Raw genomic sequence first — 265 nt, 5'->3', positions numbered from 1 at the left:
ACGAGCTGACGACGACCATGCACCACCTGTCATTGCGTTCCCGAAGGAAACGCCCTATCTCTAGGGTTGGCGCAAGATGTCAAGACCTGGTAAGGTTCTTCGCGTAGCTTCGAATTAAACCACATGCTCCACCGCTTGTGCGGGCCCCCGTCAATTCCTTTGAGTTTCAGCCTTGCGGCCGTACCCCCCAGGCGGAGTGCTTAATGCGTTAACTTCAGCACTAAGGGGCGGAAACCCCCTAACACTTAGCACTCATCGTTTACGG

General features: G+C 55.1%; 1 rRNA gene. It reads right to left on the bottom strand.

Features of this window, described 5'->3' with window-relative positions:
* Window positions 1-265 (bottom strand): 16S ribosomal RNA (locus tag L9G74_RS20905); the annotation flags it as partial.

It is taken from the genome of Shewanella electrica (genome assembly GCF_022321485.1).
GTDB lineage: Bacteria > Pseudomonadota > Gammaproteobacteria > Enterobacterales > Shewanellaceae > Shewanella > Shewanella electrica.
Note: the sequence above shows the minus strand (reverse complement) of the source record. Positions and strands in the feature narration are given on the sequence as shown.